The sequence below is a fragment of the Pseudarthrobacter sp. NPDC092424 genome (assembly GCF_044754925.1).
Lineage (GTDB): Bacteria > Actinomycetota > Actinomycetes > Actinomycetales > Micrococcaceae > Arthrobacter.
In genome coordinates this window covers 1-21,466 of record NZ_JBIVQC010000014.1, presented here as the reverse complement: position 1 = coordinate 21,466, position 21,466 = coordinate 1, and the positions used below count along the sequence as shown (strand labels likewise).

Sequence of the window (21,466 nt, the reverse complement as noted above, 5' to 3'; positions counted from 1 at the left end):
CTCACGGAATCAAACGCCATTCAGCAGGTCTGGGTCCATTGACGTTCCGTCGCTCGCGCGACATGATACGTTCCATGGCTTGGCTGGATGGGGCAGTCAATGGAATGATGTCGCGGCTGGTACTCGCGGGATTCACCCCTGATGAGGCGTTTTGCCTTGCGCAGACTGCCTACATTAAGGAGCAAAAACGCGCCCAGGGCGTTCCGCGCTCTGTGATGGAACGACAGCAGGTTTCGTTTGAAATCAATCAGACTTTGAAGCGTTTGGGGCAGCTTCCGATGGGAGCTGAGGCCCACCGCCAGCGGATCATCCTGTGGGAAACGGTCTTCGGTCGTGGGTCCTGGCACGAGCCCATCGATACGGAGGAGATCTACGGCCCGGGAGCAGGCCCCTCGGCCGAGAGTATCGTGCAGACCTTGAGACTCCACAAAGACGCCGATGATGCCGCGTTTCTCAAGCTGTCGTATGCCGGTTCTCAGGAAAATGAATTTGACTCAAATTTAGACAAGATAAGACGCGGTTTTCAGGCGCTGGCAGGAGGGTACTCTCTGCTCTGCACGTTCGAGACTCGCGAATCCACGCATCCGCAGGAGGGCCTGGTCGCGTGCACGCAAGACAGAATCGGCGTGTTTACGATGCAGAGTCTGGCAACAAGCGGGGACCCTTTGCCCGGCGACAGAATCATGGACTTCTCCCTTATCAGAAGCGTGGGATACACAATAGTCCCGAGTGAACTTGAAGCCGCCGAGCTCGCCCCTTTCGCCGGCTTCGACCTACCGCGCATGGCGATGAGGATCATCTTCGACAACGACGACGTGTGGGATATGGGGTTCTCAGTAGAAGGAATGGGCGGCTATGGATCTGCTCCGTACCTGAACTTCGTGAAGGGGTTCCACGACAACTATCAAGAGTGGCATACAGCCAGATTTCGGAATCGCTTTCCGCCGGAACTAACCAAGGAACCTGCGGTAACAGCAGCAGAGCCGATGACTAAAGCCCGAACAGAGCACACGGCCACGCTCCTGACCGTTGGTACAGTACTCGTTGCCGGAGGGGAGCGCGACGGTGCTTTGCGCAGTGCCGAGTTGTTCGACCCAGCAACTGGACTTTGGCAGAAGACAGCCAAGATGGCGACTGCCCGAAGTTCACACACAGCGACACTGCTGCCAAATGGAACAGTCCTGTTTGCTGGGGGATCGATTTACTGGTGGGAACCCATGGCAAGTTCCGAATTGTTCGACCCAGCAGCCCGACTTTGGCAGAACACAGCCAAGATGGCGACTGCCCGAAGTTCACACACAGCCACGCTACTGCCCAATGGGAAAGTCTTGGTTGCCGGCGGATTGGCCGAATATGGAGCCCCCTTGGCTAGTAGCGAGCTCTATGACCCAGCGGCTGGAACGTGGACTGCAACGGGCAGCATGGCAGTTGCCCGCCACGGCCACTGTGCCACCCTGCTCCTCGACGGCACTGTGCTTGTCTGTGGCGGTTACGCCAACCCCCAAAGATTGGACCCAGCCGAGCTTTACAACCCACAGACCGGAACCTGGTCCACCGTGGCACGTATGAAAGTTGCCCGCTCAAGCCACTGCGCGACCCTTCTATCCACGGGCTCGGTGCTTGTAACCGGGGGCTTCGACAGGGGCGTCGCCATCGCCACGACCGAACTGTATAAACCTGCGACCGAAACGTGGTCGGCCACGGCAGATCTGAAAGTCGCCCGCTACGATCACAGTTCCACACTGATGCCCGATGGCACGGTCCTTGTTGTCGGTGGAATGACGGGCTCAGACGAGCGCATTGACAGCGTCGAACTGTTTGACCCCCTGCTTGAGACGTGGTCACTACAGACTGGCCTTGGAGACGTCCGCAGCGACCACACGGCAACACTGCTCGCCAACGGCACTGTTCTTATCGCAGGCGGTACGGTAGGGAACGGGGACGACAGCGAACCGACCGCAAGCGCAGTTGCTTACCTCAAACCCTGCAAAGGAGTCAGCCCATGAAGTCGTGGGACTGTTCTGGACCAGATTGATAGTCACGTTGCTCTGCCGCGATCCACACCTTCGATGGGCAATCAACCCCCGATTCTCGGTTCGCTGTTTTCTCGGCATCCTTCGTTTGCAAGAATCAGGGGATCCGGTCTGCCTGAGGCGAAAGGAGCCCTGAGGTGGCGTCTGAAAAGTGCAATGTCCAACGCTAAGCCTCAGTACGCCCGGAAACGGTGGAAGCCCGATACCATGAGGCGCCTAGGCGAAGGAGGCGGGGAATGGATAGAGCGGGTCTGCCGGACCGGATTGCTGCAGGAATGCAGCTGCTCATCAGTGGGGATATGCCAAAGCCAGGTGGCAAAAGCCTCCAAAAAGGCCACTACTACGCGGACGGCGGCAATGCGTTCTGGGGCCTTCTCTACGACTCCGGGCTGACCTCCGAGGCGTTGACCTGGCAGGACGACGAAGACCTTCCGCGACTGGGGATCGGTTTGACCGACCTGAACAAGTCCGACGAACTTGGCGCCGGCCACGCACGGTTGGAGGCACTGGTGCGCGAGTTCCGGCCTCAGTGTGTGGCTTTCAACGGCAAGGGTGTTGCCGAGGATTACGTCGAGCACGCCGATCCCGGTCAGAGTGTCGAGATGGGCCTTCAGTACTGGAGAATCGCTGGTAGCGAAGTGTTCGTGCTGCCCAGCAGTTCCGGTGCGAACAGGGGCGGAGATCGGCTCGATTGGTGGGCGCGGCTAGCCCTGCATCTGGGGAGACGCAGCGACAAATTGGGGGAGTAGGCCGACATCTGGAACGGCGCCTGTATGAGCGGAGCCCCATGGCGGCCTCCCGGGCGGGTCCGTCCTCCTGAAGCGTTGATCTTTGCACGCGGTGTTTCGCGCATGGAGCCAGCCGTTACTTTGGCGCGCACACGGCAGGCGTTACACCGCGAATCCTTGGATGCCAGGGGCAGGAGGGAAAACCAAGTGCTGTCTTGCGAACGATCGTTTGCAAGATACGTTCTATTCCTCACTAAGCCCACGGACACGAATCGGGCCGACTGCGCTACAAATGTATGGATGGAAAATCACAACAGGAACAGGCGGCCCGCGCCACTAATATTCCGCGCGGGAACCGAGGCGGACTTCCCTGGATGCGCAGAACTCTGGATGAACGCCCTTGCCGTTCGTGATGGCACACACAGCGATCAACAAGTGAAGCGCAGAGCAATGGCAAAACTCACCGTCCCGGGAAGTATCCTTACCCTCGCGGAAAGCGGCTCAAGGACCTATGGGTTTGCGCTGGCAATAGATAAGACTCCGCCGGCTGCTGCACGAGCGGCTCACCTCACGCTGCTGGCCGTTGACCCCGCGATTCAGTCCCGCGGACTGGGGCGAGCCTTGCTTGCAAACATCACTCAGTCACTCGTGATGGAGGGATTCGCAGAGGCGACCCTCGGAGTGCTAAAAGAAAACCTTTCCGCCCGCAAGATATATGAAAGTGCGGGTTGGCAGGTTACCGGGCATGGGGTCTTTGAAGATTCCGGACGTCCCTGCATCCACTACTCACTAGGCCTGGCTGCCGCTGCACCAAGCGCCAACAGCGCCGTGAAAAGCCGCCATTTATCCCCGAAGGTCACACATGACGGCCATAAGGCGTCCTAGTGACGGATGGGTCAGCGCACTCGTGCCATCATTCTTGATGGCTCAGTCAGTTCTGTGAAGCCATATTGGGCGTAAAGCCCGTGAGCATCTGCCGTTGAAAGTAAAATCCGTTTCAGGCCTAGAGGTTCCAGGTCCGCCAATACACCGGCGGCGAGCATCTTCCCGATGCCTTGACCGCGGGCTTCGGGCGCAACGAACACGTCGCACAGCCAGGCAAACGTAACGCCGTCAGTCACGACGCGAGCGTAGGCCACCTGCTCTCCAGTCCCGACGTCGTAGACCCCGTAGTTCCGAGAGGCGTCGATAGCTGCATCCTGCTGCTCACGACCCCGACCTTGCGCCCAGTAGGACTGCTCGCTGAGCCACTGGTGTACGCGGCCACGATCAACTATGTCCGCTTCGGCGGAGAAAAAATATGGCTCAGACATGACCACCACCCTAGGGGAATGGGGCAATGCAGTTTCAAACCATGGAACGTCCTTCCCGATTCGGGATCCTCTTGGCGGAGACACGCAGGCCGGACGTTCGGCACTTTCAGCGGCCAAGCACCGAGTCCGCGATCTGCTGCGCAGCTTGGTCCGGCGTGATGTCTGTGGTGTCGATGACCTCCGCTTCATTGTGTAGCCAGGTACGAGCTGCGTCCGCGTATGGTTCCAAATACGAGAAGCGGAACGTCGAGGGGCCGAGAACTTTGTCGTTCTGTATGCGGTCGTGCAGCGCCGCTTGGTCGGCATGGAGCACGAAATGCCGGATCGGTATGCCGTGCTTCGTAAGACCGTCGCTAATCTCCCGCCAGTAGCTCTCGACCAGGACAGTCATTGGCATCACGAGTGTGCCTCCGGTGAACTCAAGCACGCGCCGTGCGGTTTCAACAACGAGCGGCCGCCATGGCTCCCAGTGCTGGAAGTTGCCCGTTGCGGGAAGTCCCGGCCTAATGTCCATGAGCACCTCGCCGACCTTTTCGGCATCGAGGACGCGGGAGTCGGGCAGCATTCGCTGCACAAGCGCACTCGTTGTTGTCTTTCCCGCTCCGTGGGTGCCGTTGAGCCAAACGATCATGGACTGAACTCTAGTCACACGAAGTGTCCTTGTAGTGCCCGTAAGCCGGTCCCTTGCGGGACTTGGAACCGTTGTGCAGACGACTTCTGACATTCCGTGCAGACGACTTCTGAAAATGACAATCTCGTGACTTTCTCTGCGTCCGGCGATTCTCATAACTATGTCTCGAAACCTTCTGCTTGAATTGGCGTACTAGTCATTAGTTATGAGACACATTGGAGGCAGGCGTGTCGAAACTTATTGGCTATGCACGGGTTTCGACGCGGCAGCAGTCCACGGACCGGCAGCGGGCGGATCTACTGGCCGCCGGCGTTCGACGCGATGACCTTTACGTCGACCAGGGTGTCTCCGGAGCGCGTGCGTCGCGACCCCAGTTTGATCGAGCGCTCGACGCGCTCATGGAGGGTGACACCCTGGTCATCACGACTTTGGATCGGCTCGGGCGATCCACTCAGAACATGCTTGCCTTCGCTGACGAACTCCGCAGCAGGGGAGCCGGCCTGCGCGTCCTGAACCTGGGCGGAGGCGACGTCGACACAGCAACACCGATGGGCTCTATGTTGTTCACGATCATGGCCGCCCTTGCGCAGATGGAGCACGAGATCAAGCGCGAACGCGTCACGGATTCCATAATCAAGCGAAGAGAAGCTGGCAAGGACCTTGGCGGCCGACCCCGCCGGGTCACTGATAGTCAGATCAGAAGCGCTGTTCGCCTGGTCAAAGGTGGCGAGCCCGCGGCGCAGGTTGCCCGGGATCTCGGCATGTCCCGAGCGACGTTCTACAGGCGGTCACGAGCGCTTGCCGACTAGTAGGGCGACAATTAGCGCCGTAAAAAGACCGCCATTTACCGCCAACAGTCACAGCCCGGGATTTGAAGGACTTGCCGTGCGGTCATCAAAAACGGTCGTTATTGACTTATTCAAGTGGCCTCACAACACCTTGTCTGCTTGGACGTATAGTCAATCCGTCTTGTAATGACATTTGGCTGGAAAACGCGGCAGAAGAAGGAACGCAGCTTTGAATCTGACTGGGGGCGGCGAAAGCGCCAAAGAACTTGCGGACGCAGGAAGCCAAGAAGAGGCTAAAACCGGCAACGAAGCCACCAGTCCTCCTCGTCCTCCTGACCGGTTCTTTCTGGTGTTCTGGACCTTCATCGCCGTGACTGTCGCTGCTATCGCTGGCATAGTCCGCTGGAACTTCCTGCCGCCGGGTGACCGCTACTTTTGGCCGGCTTCCGCTGATGACTGGGCCGCCTGGGGCAGTTGGGCAAGTGCTGTCGGAGCAATCGGCGCTGTTTACTTTGCCTCGCAGTCGATTAAACACACAATTGAGGCTCAAAAGGGCACCGAAAGGGAGCTGAAAGCGGATCGCGAGCACGACCGCTACGAGCGTGAACAGGAGCGGGCATTGGTCAGGGAAGAAAGGGAAGCCCTGAAGAAGGAAATCGACCAACTCGCTCTCAAAGAAGCGCGACAACTCTCTTTCAAGTACCACTGGGGCCCGCCTCCCCCTGACTCTGAATACCAGGACGTGCACGACGAGCAGTTGCAGAGGCTGCTGGAGGAAGACGAAGCGCGCCGTCAGAGCGGGATAGAGGCCGAGGAAGAAGACGACGAGCGGCAACTTCTATTCGTCCATGTAGTTATTCGAAATCGCTCAAAGGACCTTGCCTTCCACGATTTGTCCCTGTGGTTACGCGAAGAGGATCGGAAGGTCACGAGTATCTCCGTCGCGGACCGGGTGGTTCCTGCTGCACGCAGAAGCGGAGAATTCCTGGAAGGATCACCTCCAGCATGGATCTGGCGGAACGACTACGAAGACCTCTTCCCGCCAGGAACGAATCAGTGGTCACTGGGTTCAATCAAGGCAAGTAGCCAGATGCTGGTGAAACTGGAGTTTTCGACTCCACAGTTCTATGACGACTGGGCCGATATCCACTTATGGTCTAGCGTCGAAACGTGGGCAGCTCCACGCAATTTGATCCTCGGGTATCGAGACCAGGAGGCGCGCCACTGGGTACGATCCACGCGTTCCCGGCGCAATGAGCCCCAGCGGCTGCTGGACGCTAAGACGGTCTCCTGAGGTCTGACCGTGGAGTCGGTGAACTTACTTAGCTGTCCTTGAGCCGGCGGCCGCCGGGCAGCTTCTCCCCCCAAGCCGGGTACATCTCGCCCTGGTTGTGTTCAGCTTCGCGCCGTAGGGTTTCCGCTTCGATGGCTTTAGCTACGAAGTGGGCCCAGGTGTTATCCCCCTCGACGTAGCTGGTCGCCTTGTAGGCGGCTTTGGCGCGGTTACGGATGGCGGTGGGAATGCTTACGGTCATAGGCGCCGTCTCGGCGTCCTTGGCCTCTTCCTTCTTCGCGGCCGGCTCTTGCCGGCGGCCGGGCAGCATCCGCGCCAGCGGCGCATCGTTCGGCGTTGCAGCGCTGGGGCGGGGTGGGAGGCCGAGTGCTGGACGGCTGGAGTTTTGGGCGGCGCTCATGCGCTGACCTCCTGTGATTCCGTGGCGGCTATGCGCCGCGTTACTTCCATGGCGACTGCGTGCAGGTCTTCGGCGACGCTGGATGCAGATTTGGGGCCGGCGTTCGTGGCTTTGGCTTCTCCGCGACGAATCTCCCACCATTTGGGTGCTTTGTTGAGTTCCCGTTCGAGTTCGTGGGCCAGTAGCCCCCGCTCTCTGCAGGCTTGGGCGGTGGCTTCTGCGTGACGGATGCTCATGGGGAACAGGACTTGGTCGGTGCCGAAGTCGGCAATGAGGTGATCGCGGGTGACTTTGTGGACCTGTTTTGCGTTGGTTCCGGTCCCCACCAGGACAACGCCCAGGAGATCCAGTGAGGGATTGAGTCCCACGACGCTGTCCATGCGTGCTGCCACCGCAGCAACGCCTTTGCGGCTGGACATGTCTGTCTTTAGCGGCACCAGGGCGTACCGTGCGGCAGCGACGGCCGCGGCCTGCAGCGGCTCGTTACCGGGCGGGCAATCAAGTAGGACGAGGTCGTACTCCCCCGCTATTCCTGCGAGCATTTTTGCCAAGGCCAAGTGGGCTGCATCGCGGTCTTTTTGGGCTTTGGCTCCAAGGAATGCTGCTGCATCGTCCAGTTCCGGCCCGCCCGCAATGACGTCCAGGTTGGGTCGCATGCTCGACAGCAGGGTTGGCTCGGCGCCGAAGCAGAGAGCGGCCGCGAGGCTCCTGCCGCCGTCTGCCTGGTCGGAATAGCCTAGGTCCTCCGCGAGGTTGCCCTGTGGGTCAAGATCTACCAGGAGCACGCGTGAGCCCGCCTCCGCGAGGAGTCCCCCGACGTTGGCAACAAGGCTGGTCTTGAAGACCCCGCCCTTGCCGTTGATTACCGCGATAACCCTGCTGAGCGCGCCACGGTCCACATCGTGTTTCATCGACTATTCCTTTCACAAGTGTTCCCAGCGTAAACAGCGTTACTTGTTTCACTTGTGAAGCTTGCTGGCGTGTCTTTACTTTTTTCACAAGTGAATAAAGTAAAGCCAGCGATAAAAGGTTCGCTTGCAAAGCTGTATACGCAATTTTCACAAGCGATGTCGTGCCTGCCGGCAGATGAACGGGGGAGCGGCAGCCTGAGCCTTGGCCCCCAGTGGGGGAACCTTCCCCGGTCAGCGATACTTACTGAATCAGTCGCAAAAAGGGAGAAACCTTCCCGGCGTGTAGATCCCTTGCGCTGTCCCCACTGTGGGCCGGTGGAGACCGGAGGATGAATCTCAAAGCGGTCCACACTGGGTGTCAGCGCCTGCTGTCGCTGGCGGCAGCCTCCTGGCAAGCCCTGGAGCTGGTTCATCAAGCTCCCTTCGCTTTCTGCAGGAGGGCGACGCGCTCTCGCCATCCCAGGGCAGACGGCTCGTACGCCGCGCGCTCGACGCGGTCGCGCTCCCTTCGCTCGCTGGCTGCGCGCTGCTCTGCTTTACGCTGCGCCTTCTCCGCCGCCTGCTTCTGGCTGGGGGAGCGGTAGAAGCCTCCGTCGTGGCGAATCCACTTGCTGAGCCGGTAGCGGAGCCAGGCTCCAACGTTGTCGACGCCGTAATCCGCGTCGTGGTGGTATCTGGCGTCCGTGTTGGGGCGCCAATCGATGGCATGGTGCAGATCCTTGACCGTCCAACCTGCCTGCAGGAAAGGCCGGCAAATTGCGGCGACGTGCGCCGTCGAGATGCGTCGCAGGGCCAAAGACCTGAATTGAAGCTCCAGCGAGGCTAGACGCTCAGCCTCGCGGCGCTCACGCTTGGTCATGGCGTTTGTCGTCGCGTTCGGGTCCCAGAAGGGTTCTTGCCGATTTCGCAGGTGGTGATTGACCTCGCGCCGTTGTGCGGCGCGCTTGGGAGAAGTTAGCGGCGGAGCCGCTTCGATTTGAAGTTTTGAATCTTCGCCCGCCCGCGCGTGCGGGGGGTTATTAACAGCCCTAGTGGGCACCGGTACGCTACTTTTTTCCACATCCTTTTCTTCGACCCTTTCGAGCAGCACGTAGATGGCTGCTTCATTCTCGGCACGCCCGCTGGATTTAGGTGTGAACTCGGCTGTGCGGCCCGTGGCCACGACGGCTAAGGCGCCCCAATCCCGAAGTCGGCGGAAGTAGTTGGAGATGCTTTTCGGTGGGAACCCGAAGCGTTCCTGGAGTCGCTGCCAGACGGGCATGATCGTCATACTCGTTGGGTCAAAGCCCGGGCACTGGGCGAGGGCGTTGGCGAAGCGCCAGATGTTCGCTTTCAGGTCTTTGCGGGCAAGCTGGAACGCCGGGATGTCCTGGAAGCTGCGCAGCCACCGGATGACGTGCCGGGCGGGTCGGTGTCCGGCTGGGATGACGGACCAGACGGCCCGGTTGCTGCGTTCATTGGCCCTCCTGACGCGCCTGGGCTTGTGCTTGCCCTTGCGGCCTGCCCGCCGTCTGGGCCGGGAAGGGGGGTCGCTGGGTAGGGGTTCGGCGGCCTCGGGGAGGCCGGCTCCGAGAGCAGACACGTTTTCGGGGGTCAGCAGCAGCCGTTCAGGGTCTCTTCCAGCTGTGACTTGACGGCCGACACTCATATGCGCAGCCGTTGACCCGGAACTCGGTTCCGGTACCATAGGGGCAATACCTTCTTGTTGGAGGGTGTGAGAAAGGGAGCGTCCTCGCGAGAGGAAGCTTCAAAAGTTCAGATCGCTGTAACTGCCAGGAAACGTGGATCTGAACGGATACTTAGTGAAGGCCCGCCTTGTGCGGGCCTTCAACTCTTAACTGGCCTTAGCGATAGGCAAAGCCTCCGGTAGCGTGTTTCGATCCGCCCAGGACGGCAGGCCATCGGCCTCCAGTTCGAGGTGATCAAGGATTGCTTCTAGTCCCTCGGCCGCGCTCATGCCCATCAGGGACGAGACGTCTTCCAGCTTCTGTTTGCTGTGAGGGGGGATGAGGTAGTTAGTTTGCACATTGCCTATGCCTGTGCCGCGCGCGCGCCGGAGAACTTTTCCCATGTGGCTCACAGTAGCTATATGACTAGATTTAACACGCGGCGACACGCTGTGAGTCACGCTGATTCCCCCCGCAAGTGGCTTTGACGAATGGCCGGGACGCTGTATTTCCGCAGGCCAAGCCATGCACAGGCGAGTCCGGCCACCACGAAGAGCGCGGAAATGGCACTGATGCTCTGCCCCACCTCGTACAGCCCGGGCACCGCCCAGCCCACGAGGAAAACACCGGCCCGCAAGATTGCCAAGGAGAAGCCGGCCAGGACGAGGCCGGAAGACCAACGCTGGAACAGGTGGCCGCCTCTGCGCACCTGCTGGAGCAGTGGGCTCACGACCAGGCTGCAAAGGAAAGCGACGTAGAGGACCGTGACCGCGTTATAGGCGAACACCACCGGGTCGGCCATGTACGCCGCCAGGCCGGGGGAGGGTTTGTCGGTTGTGGTCATGGCGAACAGCACCATTTCCAGCCCGTAGACCAGGACAAGTATCAGTCGGCCCGGAATGGCTGCCGTCAGGTGCAGTGCCCCCTCAGCTTTGATCGGCTTGGCTATTTGGGCGACGAGTATGTTGACGGCGAGGAAAAGGCACAATTTCGCGAACAGGTCCGTGAAGTTGGTTCGCACGAACATGCCGTCGATGGCCGTGTAAACCGGGGGGAGCATGATTGCGAACGCCAGGCACAGCGATAGGCCGCACAGGAAGATCGCTTGGTTGCGGCTGCGGCTCAAGCCGGGAACGCGTGTAAGGCTCAGACCCGCGGCCACCGCGAGTACGGCCCAGAAGAGTATTTCCATTAGCCCAATGTCTCCCAAAAGTTTTGCACCGTAGCTTCGGTGTCCATCTTTTTCTTCGTTGCGCGGCGCAGCTGCTTCAACTTCGCCTCGGTGGCGTCGATGAGCGCCAGGTCGTCCATCCGGTCAAAGCTGTTCTCCCGGCAGTACAGCGGCCACCCTGCCTCCTCTGGTGTTACGAGGCCAGTTACTACAAGGCCGCTGGCAGAGGACGTGCCAGCAAGCTCTGCTGCTGCTACGGCGACTTCCGGCGGCAAGCGGTTCTCCGTGAGGAGTGCAGAGAGGTTTGCCGGTTTGATGCCGGTCCGTTCCGCGATCTGTCGCCTGATATCGCCGGGGTCTACAGCATCGAGCCATGCTCGTACCGCGTCATCGTGCGGGATCTGGCTCATCTCGTAGCCGGCCAGCCGGTGCGCGAGGTCAGCTCTCGACCGGCGCAGGAGCTCGACCATCACATCGGTATAGGTCATCTGGCTGAGCAGTTCGGCGTCGGTGGGCGGCTTGAGGCCGTCGGGGACCCCTCGGTACTGGGAAAACTCGCCCAGCGCCGTAACCGGATTCATCTGCGCCACCCTGGCTAACGCCACGACGACGGTTTCACTGACCCGGCCGCGGAGCCTCTGCTTGTTCAGCGTCGCTCTGTTTAGTCCAAGTAACTTGCTGAGTTCGGAAGTCCCGTTGGGCAGACCGTGGGACCGCAGCCAGTCATTGAATTCCTGTGCGCTAACGGCCATAACTCTGTTTCCCGGCTTCTTTTGCTTTGGGTGTTGCGACTCACTCTACTGTGAAGTGTGGGACAAAAGCATAATTTCGTATCTTGATGATATATTGAGCTTTGACAGCAGATCGCTTTGACAAGTTTGTCACGATGCTTCATCAAGCGGTGAAGTTGTGGCTTCTGGTCCTTATTTTCCTCGTAGGTAGCTGACGTATGCAGGCAGCATTTCGAACTCAACAGCATCGATATTGGCTTCATACTTCACCCGCTTTCCGTGGCGTTGGCCGCGGGGGTGGTCGGCAGTGACAGCGCCGGCACGTTCAAGGGCTTCCAGGTGGTGCTGGAGGCTCGGGCGCGTGAGCTTCTTGCCGCTATCCAGGACAATCCCGCCCAGGATCTCCCCAGTCGTCGACGGGCCGACCTGGAACAGGTACCGCAGGATCGCCGCATGCGCGCGGTTTCCGAGAATTTCGATGATTGCCTCAACCTCCTGCGGGTGACTGGGCTGGATGAGGCGCGGCATGCGTCTATCTTGCCCGATTAGGAGAACTAGCTTTCAGTTGTGAATCTAAGTGTATCGCTAAACGATCATCTTTCGTCTAGAGTCATTAGTAGGACCGGTCGGCACAAGACGAATGAATCTGTCAGCCACGACCGGTAAATCTGGAAAGACACCCAAGGGGGAGGGGGCGGATCTGATGCAGCGCAAATCGCTTGGCCTGGTGGCCATCATTGCCATCCCCGGGCTCTTCTTCGGGCTGGTCTTCTCCGTTCTCCTGCTGCTCGCACCCGCGAAGCCTGCCGCTGCCGACTGCGGCCCGACAGTCTCGGTGTCGATCAACGGGGACACGAAGGTCGAAGGCTATTCCCAGGAGCAGCTGAAGAACGCTGCCGCGATCATGGGTGCGGGCAAGGCGCTGAATCTGCCCGTGAAGGGCCAGATGATCAGCGTCATGGTGGCCCTGGGGGAGTCAGGGCTCCGTGTTCTCGACCGCGGCGACGTCGCCGGTCCGGATTCACGGGGTTTGTTCCAGCAGCGCGGGAACGGTGCGTGGGGATCGTACGCGGATCGGATGGACCCGACCGTCAGTGCGACGAACTTCATCAAGGCGCTGCAGAAGGTGGATGGCTGGGAGTTGCTGGAGCCGACCATTGCCGCCAACAAGGTCCAGCGCAACGCTGACCCGTACCACTACCAGAAGTATTGGCCCGAGGCCGTGAAACTCGTCCAGGCCCTCTCGGACGGCACGTTTTCGCTGGAAGGCAGCGGCTGCGCGATCCCAGGGCAGTCCGGGGCCGGGGATGACTACCCGTGGAAGAACTCACCGACCTGGGTGCAGGCCGGCACGGGCCCAGCGGCGGCATCGCCGCTGGGCATGTTCTACCGCGAATGCGTGGACTTCGCTCTCTGGCGGGTGAACCAGCAGATGGGGTCCACCAGTGCCCCGTTCAAGTTCCTCAACGGCACCTTCCGCCCGGACGGCCAGGGATTGGGTTCGGCCCTGACCTGGAAGGCCGGCTGGGACGCCAAGGGCTGGGCCACCGGCAACATTCCCCGGGTCGGCGCGGTCGTTTGGTACGCCCCCGGCGCCGGGGGAGCGGACCCGACCTATGGCCACGTCGCGGTAGTGAAGGAAGTCAAGGACAACGGGACTTACGTCGAAGAGGGCTACAACGGCAACCCGCCCCCGGATGACCACAACTACTACACCCGCACGGTCAGCAACACGGTTCCGTCAGCCTTCCTGTACCTGCCCACCCAAGAGGAGAAGAAGTGAAAAAATCCCTGGCACTGACCGCGGCGGTGCTGCTGTGCACGGCCTGCGCACCGGCAGCGAACACCACGCCGGTCCCGGCGACCAGCACGGCCGCCACTGCCTCGGCACCGGTCTCCCTGAGCGCGGGCAGCGGCCCGCAGGCCCCCGACGGCACCGTCCCGGCCACCATCGGCATCAGCTGGGACCAAGCCAGCAAGGACGCCGCCGTAGACACCGCTCAGAAGGCAATGACTGACTTCGCCCGCCCGGGCGTGGAGGACAAGCAGTGGGCCAACGACCTCGCCCGCTGGCTCACGCCGCAGGCTACCGCCGATTACTCCGCCGTGGACCCCGCCAATATCCCCGCCACCCGCGTCACCGGTCCTGCGACGCTGGCGGTCGATGAGGCCAACGGCTACGGCGTCATGGCAGCCGTGCCCACCGACGCCGGCACTTACACCTTGCAACTGCTCCGCACCGGCCCGGAAGCCCCGTGGAAGGTCAACCGGCTCACCCCGCCCGCGTCCTAAGCGCGCCTCACTAACCCCGTCAACGTAAGGAATCAGGTTCATGAGCACCACATCAACAGAGGTCCTGGCCTTCCCGAACATCCAGGCCATCATCAGCGAGAACGGCACCGCCGAGGTCACCGTTGCCGGCAACTCCCGCGTCGTCCCGGCAGGGGAGACTCTGCAGGACCTGCGCGACAACGCCCTGGCCCTTGTCGTGGCAGAAGCCAAGACGCTGCAGCGCCCCGTTCGCGTCCGGATCGAGGATCCCGAAGGCCACGGTGAATTGATCGTCCACCCGGACGGCAAAGTCGAATCCGTCTCCTACGAGCCCCGGCCCGCCCGCCGCAGAACTGCCGCACCCGCCAGCACGCCCGCTGCGGCCGCCGTCGAAGCCAGCGACACCACTACCGCGCCAACGCCTGCGGTGAAGCCTGAAGCCGCCCAGTCGGCGGTGGAACGTCAGCCCTGGCCGCCCCTTCCCGTGGAGACGGCGTTGGCAGAGGATGCGGCTCCGGCCGACGATGAGGCACCGCAGGCTGTTGCAGCCGATGCGCCGGCTACCCGACGCAGTTTGAAGGAGACCTCCTTCCTGGTCAGCGCCCCGGTGCTGGAGCCGGCCACGCAGGGCTGGCGGGGTGCGCTTACCCGCCTGGGCTTCCGGATGGACCCCTCAGAAGAGGAACTGTCCGAGCGTGAAGACATCCGCACCGTCAGCCAGCACTGGCCCGGCCCGCGGACCATCGCCGTGGTCAACCGCAAGGGCGGGGCCAACAAGACGCCCACGGTTGTGATGCTCTCGGCGATCCTTGCCCGCTACAGCGGTGCAGCAACGGTGGCCTGGGACAACAACGAATCCCAGGGCACCCTGGGATGGCGGACCGAGAAAGGCGCCCACGACCGCAGCGTCCTGGACCTGATCGATTCCTCCACCGAACTGCTGTCCCCGTCCACGAACGCCGCCGAGATCGCCAAGTTCGTCCACCACCAGACCGCCGACAAGTTCGACGTGCTGCGCTCGGACGAAAACGAAGAAGGCGATCACGAAGTCACCGCAGAGGAAGTGGACATCGCCCACCAGGTCCTCACCCGGTACTACCGGCTGGTCATCATGGACTCCGGTAACACCGCCCGGGCCGCGAACTGGCGGCGGATGATCGACCACACCAACCAGCTCGTCGTCCCCGTCACCGCCATCGAGGACCGCGCAGAAGCAGCCCGGCTGACCCTGCAGACCCTCGAATCCCGTGGTGGCCACGACGCAGAGCTGGCACGCAACGCCGTCGTGATCGTCTCCGAGTCCACCGACGCCAAGCGCAGCATGACCGGAGACGCCCTGAAGCGCGCCAAAGCCGAGGCACAGCGGATCGCGGACGGCTTCGAGCCCTTCGTGCGGGCCGTCGTCCGTATCCCGTACGACCCAGCCCTGGTCAACGGGCCCATCCGCTACGAAGCGCTCCAGCCCGCGACCCAGCGGGCATGGCTCGCTGCGGCCGCCGCCGTCGCCAAAGGCTTCTAGAACCATTCCTACGGAACTTGAGAGTTGAGAGGAGGAACCATGCAACAAACCCTGAACCCCTGGATCACCCGACCGGCACCGGACAGCAGTGCGGACACGGCAACTCCGGAGATGCCCGCGCCGCCGGCAGCTGTGATCAGTGCGCCGCTGAGAGGAATGGTCGAACCCGACGCCGCAGACCGGCTTGGCCGCCGCAGCGTCGCCGGCTCGGCAGCACTGTGGATCACAGGGGCCCACGGGGGATCCGGTGAAAGCCGGATCGCTGACCTCATTGTTGGGGCACGGGCCACCGGTCACTGCTGGCCCGTCCTCCAGGACGGCAGCAAGCCGCGGGTGCTGCTGGTCTGCCGTGCAGACATGCGCGGCCTGACAGCTGCCCGCGGCGCCCTGACGCAGTGGGTATCAGGTGCGGCACCGGAGCTTGAACTGCTCGGCCTCGCCGTCCTCGCGGACGCACCGGGGAAGACACCCAAACCCTTGCGGGACTTCACCGCCATTGTCGGCGGGGGAGCCCCCCGCTACTGGAATCTGCCCTGGGTAGAGGCCTGGCGGCATGGAGAGTCCACCGCTGTCCCGCCGACCCGCGAATACCAACGCTTCATCACTGACCTAGCCGCCTTGGCTACTGACACCACACCGAGCAACACCAATTGAAAGGTCTCACCATGAACTCCTTCTCCGCATTTGCAGCAAGCGTCATTCCGAACCCGACGCCCACCGTCCCCGAACAGGCCAAAGGACTGCTGACCGTTCTGAACTGGGCCTCCGGCATCGGCCTCGTCCTCGGTGTCCTGGGCGTCATCATCGTCGGCATCGGCATGGTCATCCAGCTCCGCCGCGGTGAAGGCGGCGAGTCCATCGGCAAACTTGGCTGGGTCCTGGCCGGCTGCATCATCATCACCGGCGCCTCCGGTATCGTCCGCGCCTTCGTCTAAACCAGCATCATCAACGGGAGGTTCCGTATGAGCCAGTCAACAGAGAGCACAACCGAAAGCAATCCGTTCACCAGACCTGGATTCATCGTCGCGGCCGCGCTGGTGGTTGCGCTGGTCGCGGCAGGAATCGCCATCTTCCTGCTCCCTAAAGGACAGAACAACGCGGAGCCCGCGCCAGCTTCAAGCAGCGCAGTCACCGCCAGCCCCAGCGCTTCGAGCGACGGAGGCAAGAGCATTTGTGGGCTTCCGTCTTCCTCGGAAACATCACTTGGTACAGCGCCCACCTCAAAATGGGAGTTGGTAGGCAAGATTGCGACTCCCATGGATCCCGCGGTTGGGCCGGGCAAAACCGACGCAAACGGCTTCCGCTCATGCTTCGCACATTCACCCACGGGGTCCCTGTACGCGGCAATGAACGTCGTTGCTCTGGGGTCCTCTGGTTCAGCAGAACTGGAGCGGAAGCTGGCCGACAAGCTCCTGGTGCCTGGGGCTGGCAGAGACGCAGCTATGCGTCAGGTGGCAGCGGGTTCGCGCACGACCGGCCCCAGCGCCCCCATTCAGGTTCGAGGATTCCTCATCAAGTCGTACACCCCTGACGAGGCGAACGTCGACCTCGCCTTTGAAACCGACAAAGGCGCACTCGGACGCACGACATTATCAATGCGATGGATGGACGGTGACTGGAAAGTAAAGCCAGCTGATGATGGCACCACATACATTGGTGCGACCCAAATAAGGGACCTCAGCGGCCTGATTCTCTGGTCCGGAGTCTGACATGGCCGAGTGCAAATTCGGAGACTTCGGATGTGGCTTGGGCAACGTAGTCGAAGACATAGCCAACGATCAAATCGGCAACCTGGCGAAGTCCATCATGGAGGGAATGAGCCAGATGGTGACAACTCTGTCTACCTTCTGGGTATCCATGCCGACTGTAAACCTGACCAGCGAGGATGGGGCAACGGCCAGTCCGGTCGTATCCGCTGTAAACAGCGAATTGATGCCATGGACGCTGGCCCTGGCAGTCCTCGCTGTGATCCTCGGCGGCATCCGAATGATTTGGGAGCAGCGCGGGGCACCCCTAAAGGACCTGCTCCGTTCGCTGCTCACCCTTACCTTGGTATCGGCCATAGGCCTTGGCACCATCTCGATTCTGGTGATTGCCGCCGACGCCTTCGCCAGCGTCATCATCGAACGATCCACGGACGGCAAAGGGTTCGCCGACGCGTTCCAAAAAATCTCCGCTATTCACACAAGCGACGCGGTCTTCATCCTCATCATCCTCGGCTTGATCGGATTGATTGCCTCCCTGTTTCAGATCGTTCTCATGGTTGTCCGCAGCGGCATGCTGGTGATCCTGGCCGGCATCCTGCCCACCACGGCTGCATTCACGAATACCGAGATGGGCAGGCAGTGGTTCCAGAAGGCAATTGGTTGGACCATCGCGTTCATTCTCTATAAGCCCGCGGCCGCCATCGTGTATTCGGTCGCATTCCTGTTGATGAGCAAGACCAGCGGGAAGGATGCCCTGATCGGCTCCATCACGGGGTTCACGTTGATGATCGTTGCCCTACTCGCGCTTCCAGCCCTGATGCGCTTCGTTACCCCCATGGTCGGAGCTGTCGCTTCCGGTTCCGGTGCGGGAGCGGGGGCGGCGGTGGGGGCCGTGGCCACAGGCGCTGTCTCAATGGGTCGTTCCGGCAGTGGACGCGGTAACGCGTCGCCCACGCCGGCCAGTCAGCCCGGCCAGGGAGCCGGCGCACAGGGCAGCAGGGGCGCTGGCGGCAGTAACGGCGGCAACGGCAAGCCCACCCCAGGCTCAACGGGCCCTGGAGGGGCTCCCGGTAAGGGCACCACCGGGCGCGCCGCTACCGCAGGGGCAGGGGGCGGCGCTGGCACAGCTTCTGCCGGTGCCGGGGCGGCATCAGGAGCGGCGAAGGCTGCGGGCCCAGTCGGAATTGCAGTCGCCGCAGGAGCGCAAACAGCGTCAAAGGTCTCTCAGACCGCACAACAAACCGCACAGGACTCAACCGGGGAGGGCCCCAGTGGCAGCAATTAATACCGAATACAAGGAACCGTCCTACGGCAACTGGCGGGTCCCACGTTCCGCCGGCCTGGGCAGCCTGGGCGCGATCGGCACCGGCATCGTCATGACCGGGCTGCTGGCCGGCATCATCACCTTCGCGATTTGGGGCCTGCTGCCGGGGCTGAGCGTTCTGGCCGTCGCCGGACTGCTCGTGCTGCTGCTGACGGTCAAAGACAAGCACGGACAGTCCATTGTGGACCGGTTCGCGACGAGGATGAACTTCCGCCTCGCACGTTCCGCTGGGACCAACATCTACCGTTCAGGCCCGCTCGGGGTCACCGAGTGGGGAATGTTCCAGCTCCCCGGCCTTGCGGCGAAGTCCCGGCTGTACGAGTTCAACGACTCCTACAACCGCCCGTTCGCCATGCTGCACGTCCCCACCACGAATCACTTCACCGTGGTCTTCTCCACCGAACCCGACGGCGCTTCCCTGGTGGATCCGGAACAGGTTGACGCCTGGGTAGCGAACTGGGGCGGCTGGCTCGCCGGCCTCGGGGATGAAGCCGGACTGGAGGCCGCCGCCGTGACCGTGGAGACCGCTCCGGACTCCGGCTACCGGCTGCGCAACGAGGTCGAGATGAACATTCACCCCGACGCCCCGGAGGCCGCAAAGGCAATCCTTCGCGAGGTCGTCCGTACCTACCCGGAAGGCTCGGCCACCGTCCGGGCCTGGGTGTCCCTGACGTTCACTGCAGCACTTCGATCCGGGTCCCGGAAGCGCGAACCCGAAGACGTCGCCCGGGACCTGGCATCCCGCATCCCCGGGCTCGGTGCCCGGCTGCAGAGCACTGGCGCCGGCATCGCCCGACCGATGTCGGCGCAGGAGCTCTGCGAGGTCGTGCGGATCGCTTACGATCCGCCGGCGGCTTTGATCATTGATGAAGCCCACGCCGCCGGATCCCCGGTCGCCCTCACTTGGGGCGAAGTCGGCCCCTCGGCGACGCAGGCGAGCTGGGACGACTACCGCCACGATTCCGCCTTCTCGGTCTCCTGGACCATGACGGGCGCACCCCGCGGCTCGGTAAATTCCTCGGTCCTCTCCCGACTGCTGGCCCCACACGGAGATATTGACCGCAAGCGCGTTTCCCTGCTCTACCGTCCGATGGATTCGGCCCGCGCCGCCGCCGTAGTCGAGCGCGACCAGAACAACGCCAATGTCCGGATCACCTCCGGAGGCCGGCCCTCCGCCCGTGCGCTGGTCGACGCCCGCTCCGCCGCTCAAACCGCCCAGGAAGAAGCACAGGGTGCCGGTCTGGTGAACTTCGGCATGGTCGTCACCGCCACCGTCACCGACCCGGCCCGGCTTCCCGATGCCGTCGCCGCCGTGGAGCAGACCTCCGGCACCGCCCGGGTGCTCCTACGTCGCGCCTACGGCTCCCAGGACACCGCGTTCGCCGCATCCCTGCCGCTCGGACTGGTCCTCCCCAAGCACATCCTGTTGCCCACCGAAATCAGAGAGGCCCTGTGATGCAGAAGCTCTTTCGACAGAAGAAGAAGAATCCGCTTCTTGACGGTGTGGAATCTGAGGCTCGCAACCGCCGTGCATCCACGGATCGCCCGGCCCGCTTGCGTGGCCCCGGGTCCCGTGGCTGGGCCGGCCGCGGTGGCGGGGCTGCAGCCCTGGTCCCGGCGGTGCGTGAGTACCGTGGGACCACGGTGCAGGTTTGCGGGCTGTGGCCTTTTTCCTCCGGGGCGTCATCTCCCATGGTCGGCGTCCCCTTGGGGCGGCACGAGGAAACGCAGGCGACCGTCTGCTGCGATCCGATCAGCTGGTTCCAGCGCGCTCACCTGATTTCCAACCCCTCCGCGTTCGTCCTCGGCAAACCGGGCCTGGGGAAGTCCACCCTCGTGCGCCGGATGATGCTGGGCCTGTCCGGCCAGGGCGTTCATCCGCTGGTGCTTGGGGATTTGAAGGGCGAACACGTGGACGCCATTGAGGCGATCGGGGGACAGGTCATCGAACTCGGTCGGGGACGGGGCTACCTGAACATCCTGGATCCGGGACAGGCCATTGAGGTCGCGCAACTCCTCGAGGAACGAGGACAGCACGAAGCAGCCGTGCGGGTCCGGGCCGACGCCCACGGCCGTCGCCTCAACATGGTCGTTTCCCTCATCACGATCAGCCGGAACAACCCGCCCACGGATCAGGAACAGACCATCCTGGACCGTGCACTGCGCGTCCTCGATGACTCCTTCGACGGTATTCCCGTCTTGAAAGACCTGCTTGACGTCATCACCGCCGCTCCGGACGAGCTGCGCCAGGTCGCGTTGGACCGCGGCGACATGAACGTCTACCTGCAGGAGACCCGGGCATTGGAAGCGACCCTGCTGGGCCTGACTGGCGGTGGCAAGCTCGGAGAGATATTTTCCCGTCACACCACGAACCCCATGCGGCGCGACCGGGCCGTGGTCTTCGATGTCTCCAGCATTGACGAGACAGAAACGGACCTGCAGGCCGCCGTGCTGTTGGCTTGCTGGTCCTACGGCTTCGGCACCGTGAACGTCGCCAACGCCCTCGCCGACGCGGGTTTGGAACCGCGCAGGAACTACTTCGTGGTCCTGGACGAGTTGTGGCGGGCCCTGCGCGCCGGCAAGGGCATGGTCGACCGGGTGGATGCCCTAACAAGGCTCAACCGGTCCGTCGGCGTCGGGCAGATCATGATTTCCCATACGATGTCCGACCTGCTGGCACTCCCGGCAGAAGAAGACCGGATGAAGGCCCGGGGCTTCGTTGAACGCTCCGGCATGGTCATCTGCGGCGGGCTTCCCGCGTCCGAAATGCCGCTGCTTACCGCAGCGATCCCGCTCTCCCGGCAGGAACAGCAAAAGCTCATCTCCTGGCAGGACCCGCCCGCCTGGGACTCCCGCGGCGGCGACGTCGAACCTCCCGGACGCGGGAAATTCCTGATCAAGGTCGGCGGCCGCCCCGGCATTCCCGTCCAGATCGGTCTGACTTCCATCGAGGCCTCCCTGAACGACACCAACAAGCGC

General features: G+C 62.3%; 23 protein-coding genes. 14 read left to right on the top strand and 9 right to left on the bottom strand.

Translation table 11 applies throughout. The features are described 5' to 3' along the window. Positions 1 to 74: 74 nt before the first annotated feature. The 3 genes from ACIQCN_RS14870 (at position 75) to ACIQCN_RS14860 (ending at position 3,646) form a co-directional block, all read left to right on the top strand. Positions 75 to 2,006 carry a kelch repeat-containing protein gene (locus tag ACIQCN_RS14870; RefSeq protein WP_364275476.1) on the top strand — a complete coding sequence of 644 codons (1,932 nt, stop codon included), beginning with the start codon at positions 75 to 77 and terminating at the stop codon, positions 2,004 to 2,006. Between the two features lie 263 nt (positions 2,007 to 2,269). Next, entirely contained in the window at positions 2,270 to 2,782 is a 513-nt protein-coding gene (locus tag ACIQCN_RS14865; RefSeq protein WP_028264574.1) for a mismatch-specific DNA-glycosylase, read from the top strand. A gap of 24 nt (positions 2,783 to 2,806) precedes the next feature. Then, positions 2,807 to 3,646 (top strand): N-acetyltransferase, encoded by an 840-nt coding sequence (locus ACIQCN_RS14860; RefSeq protein WP_081736644.1) that lies wholly within the window; start codon positions 2,807 to 2,809, stop codon positions 3,644 to 3,646. Positions 3,647 to 3,657: 11 nt separating this feature from the next. Here the strand turns inward: ACIQCN_RS14860 and ACIQCN_RS14855 are convergent, their stop codons facing one another. Next, a complete protein-coding gene (locus tag ACIQCN_RS14855; protein ID WP_028264575.1) occupies positions 3,658 to 4,074 on the bottom strand; it encodes a GNAT family N-acetyltransferase in 417 nt (138 codons plus the stop codon). 106 nt (positions 4,075 to 4,180) lie between these two features. Beyond that, entirely contained in the window at positions 4,181 to 4,705 is a 525-nt protein-coding gene (locus ACIQCN_RS14850; protein ID WP_028264576.1) for an AAA family ATPase, read from the bottom strand. 227 nt (positions 4,706 to 4,932) lie between these two features. Here ACIQCN_RS14850 and ACIQCN_RS14845 point away from each other — a divergent pair, with 227 nt between their 5' ends. Next, positions 4,933 to 5,514 (top strand): recombinase family protein, encoded by a 582-nt coding sequence (locus ACIQCN_RS14845; protein WP_214939464.1) that lies wholly within the window; start codon positions 4,933 to 4,935, stop codon positions 5,512 to 5,514. Between the two features lie 208 nt (positions 5,515 to 5,722). Beyond that, on the top strand, positions 5,723 to 6,787 hold the full coding sequence (locus ACIQCN_RS14840; RefSeq protein ID WP_400611635.1) for a hypothetical protein: 1,065 nt from the start codon (positions 5,723 to 5,725) through the stop codon (positions 6,785 to 6,787). A gap of 28 nt (positions 6,788 to 6,815) precedes the next feature. On the opposite strand, the gene ACIQCN_RS14835 is transcribed toward ACIQCN_RS14840, so the two are convergent. The 7 genes from ACIQCN_RS14835 to ACIQCN_RS14805 all read right to left on the bottom strand — a co-directional run bounded on the left by ACIQCN_RS14835 (position 6,816) and on the right by ACIQCN_RS14805 (position 12,195). Next, positions 6,816 to 7,187 carry a hypothetical protein gene (locus tag ACIQCN_RS14835; protein WP_400611633.1) on the bottom strand — a complete coding sequence of 124 codons (372 nt, stop codon included), beginning with the start codon at positions 7,185 to 7,187 and terminating at the stop codon, positions 6,816 to 6,818. Further along, on the bottom strand, positions 7,184 to 8,098 hold the full coding sequence (locus ACIQCN_RS14830; protein WP_400611631.1) for a ParA family protein: 915 nt from the start codon (positions 8,096 to 8,098) through the stop codon (positions 7,184 to 7,186). The genes ACIQCN_RS14835 and ACIQCN_RS14830 overlap by 4 nt, the downstream gene beginning before the upstream one ends. 412 nt (positions 8,099 to 8,510) lie before the next feature. After that, the gene (locus ACIQCN_RS14825; protein WP_400611629.1) at positions 8,511 to 9,368 is read right to left on the bottom strand and encodes a hypothetical protein; all 858 of its coding nucleotides are present in this window, start codon (positions 9,366 to 9,368) and stop codon (positions 8,511 to 8,513) included. A 564-nt stretch (positions 9,369 to 9,932) separates the two neighbouring features. Further along, positions 9,933 to 10,169 carry a hypothetical protein gene (locus tag ACIQCN_RS14820; protein ID WP_400611627.1) on the bottom strand — a complete coding sequence of 79 codons (237 nt, stop codon included), beginning with the start codon at positions 10,167 to 10,169 and terminating at the stop codon, positions 9,933 to 9,935. Positions 10,170 to 10,222: 53 nt separating this feature from the next. Beyond that, on the bottom strand, positions 10,223 to 10,891 hold the full coding sequence (locus ACIQCN_RS14815; RefSeq protein WP_400611625.1) for a hypothetical protein: 669 nt from the start codon (positions 10,889 to 10,891) through the stop codon (positions 10,223 to 10,225). A 65-nt stretch (positions 10,892 to 10,956) separates the two neighbouring features. After that, positions 10,957 to 11,688: a hypothetical protein gene (locus ACIQCN_RS14810; protein ID WP_400611623.1), complete on the bottom strand. Its 732-nt coding sequence runs from the start codon at positions 11,686 to 11,688 to the stop codon at positions 10,957 to 10,959. A 171-nt stretch (positions 11,689 to 11,859) separates the two neighbouring features. Further along, on the bottom strand, positions 11,860 to 12,195 hold the full coding sequence (locus tag ACIQCN_RS14805; protein WP_400611621.1) for a hypothetical protein: 336 nt from the start codon (positions 12,193 to 12,195) through the stop codon (positions 11,860 to 11,862). Between the two features lie 175 nt (positions 12,196 to 12,370). Here ACIQCN_RS14805 and ACIQCN_RS14800 point away from each other — a divergent pair, with 175 nt between their 5' ends. The 9 genes from ACIQCN_RS14800 to ACIQCN_RS14760 form a co-directional block, all read left to right on the top strand. Then, positions 12,371 to 13,450, top strand: coding sequence for a CHAP domain-containing protein (locus ACIQCN_RS14800; protein WP_400611619.1), 1,080 nt, complete (start codon positions 12,371 to 12,373; stop codon positions 13,448 to 13,450). Beyond that, positions 13,447 to 13,959, top strand: a complete 513-nt coding sequence (locus ACIQCN_RS14795; protein ID WP_400611617.1) for a hypothetical protein — start codon at positions 13,447 to 13,449, stop codon at positions 13,957 to 13,959. Before ACIQCN_RS14800 ends, ACIQCN_RS14795 begins: the two co-directional genes overlap by 4 nt. A gap of 40 nt (positions 13,960 to 13,999) precedes the next feature. Continuing rightward, on the top strand, positions 14,000 to 15,457 hold the full coding sequence (locus ACIQCN_RS14790; RefSeq protein WP_400611615.1) for a chromosome partitioning protein ParA: 1,458 nt from the start codon (positions 14,000 to 14,002) through the stop codon (positions 15,455 to 15,457). A 39-nt stretch (positions 15,458 to 15,496) separates the two neighbouring features. Beyond that, complete coding sequence (locus tag ACIQCN_RS14785) at positions 15,497 to 16,111, top strand: DUF6668 family protein (protein WP_400611613.1); 615 nt, start codon at positions 15,497 to 15,499, stop codon at positions 16,109 to 16,111. Positions 16,112 to 16,122: 11 nt separating this feature from the next. Then, complete coding sequence (locus tag ACIQCN_RS14780) at positions 16,123 to 16,392, top strand: TrbC/VirB2 family protein (protein ID WP_066435403.1); 270 nt, start codon at positions 16,123 to 16,125, stop codon at positions 16,390 to 16,392. 27 nt (positions 16,393 to 16,419) lie between these two features. Continuing rightward, entirely contained in the window at positions 16,420 to 17,166 is a 747-nt protein-coding gene (locus tag ACIQCN_RS14775; RefSeq protein ID WP_400611611.1) for a hypothetical protein, read from the top strand. A 1-nt stretch (position 17,167) separates the two neighbouring features. Beyond that, a complete protein-coding gene (locus tag ACIQCN_RS14770) occupies positions 17,168 to 18,448 on the top strand; it encodes a hypothetical protein (protein ID WP_400611609.1) in 1,281 nt (426 codons plus the stop codon). Then, on the top strand, positions 18,435 to 19,943 hold the full coding sequence (locus ACIQCN_RS14765) for an SCO6880 family protein (protein WP_400611607.1): 1,509 nt from the start codon (positions 18,435 to 18,437) through the stop codon (positions 19,941 to 19,943). The genes ACIQCN_RS14770 and ACIQCN_RS14765 overlap by 14 nt, the downstream gene beginning before the upstream one ends. Beyond that, the coding region (locus ACIQCN_RS14760) for a helicase HerA domain-containing protein (RefSeq protein ID WP_400611605.1) at positions 19,943 to 21,466 on the top strand (1,524 nt) is incomplete at its 3' end. The genes ACIQCN_RS14765 and ACIQCN_RS14760, both read left to right, overlap by 1 nt.

Excerpts from the sequence above, each read along its gene's own strand:
- ACIQCN_RS14835 (WP_400611633.1), bottom strand. The coding sequence starts at position 7,187 with ATGAGCGCCGCCCAAAACTCCAGCCGTCCAGCACTCGGCCTCCCACCC.
- ACIQCN_RS14800 (WP_400611619.1), top strand. The coding sequence starts at position 12,371 with ATGCAGCGCAAATCGCTTGGCCTGGTGGCCATCATTGCCATCCCCGGG.
- ACIQCN_RS14790 (WP_400611615.1), top strand. The coding sequence starts at position 14,000 with ATGAGCACCACATCAACAGAGGTCCTGGCCTTCCCGAACATCCAGGCC.
- ACIQCN_RS14830 (WP_400611631.1), bottom strand. The coding sequence starts at position 8,098 with ATGAAACACGATGTGGACCGTGGCGCGCTCAGCAGGGTTATCGCGGTA.
- ACIQCN_RS14870 (WP_364275476.1), top strand. The coding sequence starts at position 75 with ATGGCTTGGCTGGATGGGGCAGTCAATGGAATGATGTCGCGGCTGGTA.
- ACIQCN_RS14850 (WP_028264576.1), bottom strand. The coding sequence starts at position 4,705 with ATGATCGTTTGGCTCAACGGCACCCACGGAGCGGGAAAGACAACAACG.
- ACIQCN_RS14865 (WP_028264574.1), top strand. The coding sequence starts at position 2,270 with ATGGATAGAGCGGGTCTGCCGGACCGGATTGCTGCAGGAATGCAGCTG.
- ACIQCN_RS14810 (WP_400611623.1), bottom strand. The coding sequence starts at position 11,688 with ATGGCCGTTAGCGCACAGGAATTCAATGACTGGCTGCGGTCCCACGGT.
- ACIQCN_RS14780 (WP_066435403.1), top strand. The coding sequence starts at position 16,123 with ATGAACTCCTTCTCCGCATTTGCAGCAAGCGTCATTCCGAACCCGACG.
- ACIQCN_RS14820 (WP_400611627.1), bottom strand. The coding sequence starts at position 10,169 with ATGGGAAAAGTTCTCCGGCGCGCGCGCGGCACAGGCATAGGCAATGTG.
- ACIQCN_RS14770 (WP_400611609.1), top strand. The coding sequence starts at position 17,168 with ATGGCCGAGTGCAAATTCGGAGACTTCGGATGTGGCTTGGGCAACGTA.
- ACIQCN_RS14855 (WP_028264575.1), bottom strand. The coding sequence starts at position 4,074 with ATGTCTGAGCCATATTTTTTCTCCGCCGAAGCGGACATAGTTGATCGT.
- ACIQCN_RS14860 (WP_081736644.1), top strand. The coding sequence starts at position 2,807 with ATGAGCGGAGCCCCATGGCGGCCTCCCGGGCGGGTCCGTCCTCCTGAA.
- ACIQCN_RS14805 (WP_400611621.1), bottom strand. The coding sequence starts at position 12,195 with ATGCCGCGCCTCATCCAGCCCAGTCACCCGCAGGAGGTTGAGGCAATC.
- ACIQCN_RS14825 (WP_400611629.1), bottom strand. The coding sequence starts at position 9,368 with ATGACGATCATGCCCGTCTGGCAGCGACTCCAGGAACGCTTCGGGTTC.
- ACIQCN_RS14775 (WP_400611611.1), top strand. The coding sequence starts at position 16,420 with ATGAGCCAGTCAACAGAGAGCACAACCGAAAGCAATCCGTTCACCAGA.
- ACIQCN_RS14785 (WP_400611613.1), top strand. The coding sequence starts at position 15,497 with ATGCAACAAACCCTGAACCCCTGGATCACCCGACCGGCACCGGACAGC.